The following is a 2,952-nucleotide window of genomic DNA, read 5'->3' as shown; positions in this document are numbered from 1 at the left end:
AAATTAATAAAGACATGAGGTACACATAGTGCAAAAAATTAAACATAAGACACCAACCGTGATACTTTCGTCGTTTAATCTGCACAGATTGAAGCTAAATGAATAGCTCCAATACTATAATAAGGAAACTGAAGGAATTTGTCAAGTAGTTTTTTCGCATATACCAAAAGCTGTTTTTTATGCGAGAAGTCCACTTTCAGAAATTTGTTTATTTAGATAATATTTAGTCTATACTTTATTTTGACCAAAAAAACCTATGTATAAGACTTTAATCACATGTTTTATTCTTCTGATTTGCTCTTTTGCACAATCTTATGCGAATGATGATGTTCATCTTGAAAAAAGTGAAACTGAGCTATATGAGGAGGCTGTTAAGCTTTTTGACCAGAAAAAATACAAACAAGCCATCAGAGCATTTCAAAAAATTGAAGATTTGTATCCCTTTTCTTATTGGGCGATGAAAGCAAAATTATTGTCTGGTATTTCTCACTACAATATGGGCAACTACAGCAGTGCTGCAAGTGATATGGACGATTACATACAGATTTATTCAAATGGTGAAGACTTACCGTATGTGTACTACCTAAGGGTATTATCTCATTACATGCAAATCAATAAAGTACAACTTGGGCAACAAACGGCATATAAAGCTTTAGAGCTAGCTGCTGAGTACATCAATCTCTTCCCAGGCAGTGAACATACAGGAGAGATAAAGGAAAAAGTAAAGCTAATCACAGAACATATATTAGCGAAAGAATATTCTATCGGTAGATTCTACATAAGGCGTGGTGAATATCTAGCAGCAATTAAGCGTTTTCAAAATGTAATAAGCAGCAAGGATTCTAGCTACTTTTCTAGATCTGTTAACTACCTAATAGCAGCTCATTCAGCCCTTGGCCTTGATCTGGAAGCTCAGCAGTATGAAAGTATGCTAGCAGGAACCCTCAAAAGGAAAGACGAAGTTCCATGTGAGAACAGCAAACTTGAAAATTCGCTTTAGTTTTCTCTATGCTTTGATATATAATTTAGGTTTGTAACTATTTAAATATGGCTGGTCATTCACAATTTTCAAATATAAAACACTGGAAAGGCGCTCAGGATGCAAAGCGCTCTCAAAAATTTACGAAGCTCATTAGAGAAATAACAGTTGCTGCAAAGCAAGGCCTGCCTGATCCTGCACTCAATCCACGTCTTCGCTCTGCTATATTTGCTGCACGTAAGAAAAATTTGCCAAAAGATAAAATAGAAGCAGCGATAAAAAACGTAACTGGTAGTGTTGCAGGAGAAAATTATGAGGAAATACAATATGAGGGCTATGGACCTTCTGGCACTGCACTTATTGTTCATGCTCTAACGAATAACCGCAACCGAACTGCTTCTGAGGTGCGTTATATATTCTCTCGCAAGGGTGAAAATTTGGGAGAAACAGGAAGTGTCAGTTACCTTTTTGATCATGTAGGCTTAATCGTCTATAAAGCAGAGGGCGCAAACTTTGAAGATTTGTTTGATTACGGAATCGAATTAGAAGTATTGAATGTTGAGGAAAATAACAAAGAAGAATTGTATGTTATAACCTGTGAAGTAAAGGATTTTGGTAAAGCGCGTGATGCTTTTTATGCAAAATTTGGGGAGCCAGAACTTGCTCGTCTTTCATGGCAACCAAAGGACCTGATTGAAGTTAGCGATAAAGAATTAATTGATAAATTATCCGCATTGGTCGAAGAGCTCGAAGATAATGATGATGTACAATACGTTGAAGGTAATTTTACTTTTGCTGGTGGTAATTTTGCCGCTTAAGTTATGAAACTAATCGTATTCATACTACTTTTTATTTTACCGCTGCACACCATTGAGGCGTCCGCAGATCTCTCAGTATCATTCCAGCATGAAATCAGGAAAAAAAAAGTCATAGATTCAAGTAGTCAAGCTGTTCTGATAAAAGAAAGCAACGTAGGAAACTTAGTACATGATAAAAGGTTGTTATTCATATCTAGTAACATAAAATCTTCCTTTCTCGCCACAGGAATTGAACAAGGTTTGGCACAAAATACAGTGATGAGATTAATCGACATATATAAAGATTTCGGTGTAGACTTTAAAAAAGATATCATGCCAGAAAGTAAATTGGAGGTTCTTTTTGAGAGATTGCCTAATAATCAGAAGACTGAAGAAAAAATTTTATACACCTCACTGACAACAAACAAAAAAGCTACTCGCCTATATCATTATAATCCACAAAATGGCGAAGAAGGGTATTTTAATAAAGAGGGAATAAGCCTAAGAGGTAGCAAATCTTTTACAAATCCTTTGAGTGGAGATTATCGTATATCTTCGAAATTTGGGAATAGAAAGCATCCTATTCGCGGTAAGGTTATTTTTCACAAAGGAGTAGATTATGCAGCCAAATTTGGTACTCCTATATACGCCGCTGCAGAAGGTGTAATAGAATATATAGGAAATAACGGAGGATATGGTAAGTACATCAAAATAAAACATAAAAATGGGTATTCAACCTGCTATGCACATATGAGTAAATTTAGTAGTGATGTGAAATTAGGCTCCAAAGTAAAGCAGGGGCAGATCATTGCTTATGTTGGTAGCACTGGTGTTGCCACAGGGCCCCATTTACATTACGAGGTTATATATAACGGCAAACAAGTTGATCCGCTTACAATAGCGCATAAAAACAAAGTGATGTTACTTGATCACGAATTAAGGAAGTTTAAACTATTTGTAAATATGATAGATAAAACGGTCAACAGGGAGAGTTCAGGTGAAAAAAAGTTTTAAAGATAATATTGATAAGAATACGATAAATGATAGAAATTTAAGTCAACTCCTGGTTTTTCCCGTACTAATAGTGCTAGTCTCTGTGAACAAAATTTTAGAGAAGCCATATGAGAGAACCAACGAAGTTTAAAAAACCCATAAAAACCTCAGCAGTCTTGTCAA

At 35.5% G+C, this 2,952-nt stretch carries 3 protein-coding genes; all 3 read left to right on the top strand.

Annotated features, from left to right (window positions below; translation table 11 throughout):
• Positions 1-256: 256 nt before the first annotated feature.
• The 3 genes from GO685_RS04490 to GO685_RS04480 are packed head-to-tail and all read left to right on the top strand — an operon-like array spanning position 257 to position 2,790.
• Positions 257-1,000, top strand: a complete 744-nt coding sequence (locus GO685_RS04490; RefSeq protein WP_175937754.1) for an outer membrane protein assembly factor BamD — start codon at positions 257-259, stop codon at positions 998-1,000.
• 47 nt (positions 1,001-1,047) lie between these two features.
• Positions 1,048-1,797, top strand: a complete 750-nt coding sequence (locus GO685_RS04485; RefSeq protein ID WP_175937753.1) for a YebC/PmpR family DNA-binding transcriptional regulator — start codon at positions 1,048-1,050, stop codon at positions 1,795-1,797.
• A 3-nt stretch (positions 1,798-1,800) separates the two neighbouring features.
• Positions 1,801-2,790 (top strand): M23 family metallopeptidase, encoded by a 990-nt coding sequence (locus GO685_RS04480; RefSeq protein WP_175937752.1) that lies wholly within the window; start codon positions 1,801-1,803, stop codon positions 2,788-2,790.
• Positions 2,791-2,952 lie beyond the last annotated feature (162 nt).

This window comes from Wolbachia endosymbiont of Madathamugadia hiepei (genome assembly GCF_013366855.1).
GTDB lineage: Bacteria > Pseudomonadota > Alphaproteobacteria > Rickettsiales > Anaplasmataceae > Wolbachia.
The sequence above is the reverse complement of the archived record's forward strand: the minus strand, read 5'-3'. Positions and strand labels throughout refer to the sequence as shown.

Bases quoted from the DNA above. Each gene is read 5' to 3' on its own strand.
- GO685_RS04490 (WP_175937754.1), top strand. From the start codon at position 257: ATGTATAAGACTTTAATCACATGTTTTATTCTTCTGATTTGCTCTTTT.
- GO685_RS04485 (WP_175937753.1), top strand. From the start codon at position 1,048: ATGGCTGGTCATTCACAATTTTCAAATATAAAACACTGGAAAGGCGCT.
- GO685_RS04480 (WP_175937752.1), top strand. From the start codon at position 1,801: ATGAAACTAATCGTATTCATACTACTTTTTATTTTACCGCTGCACACC.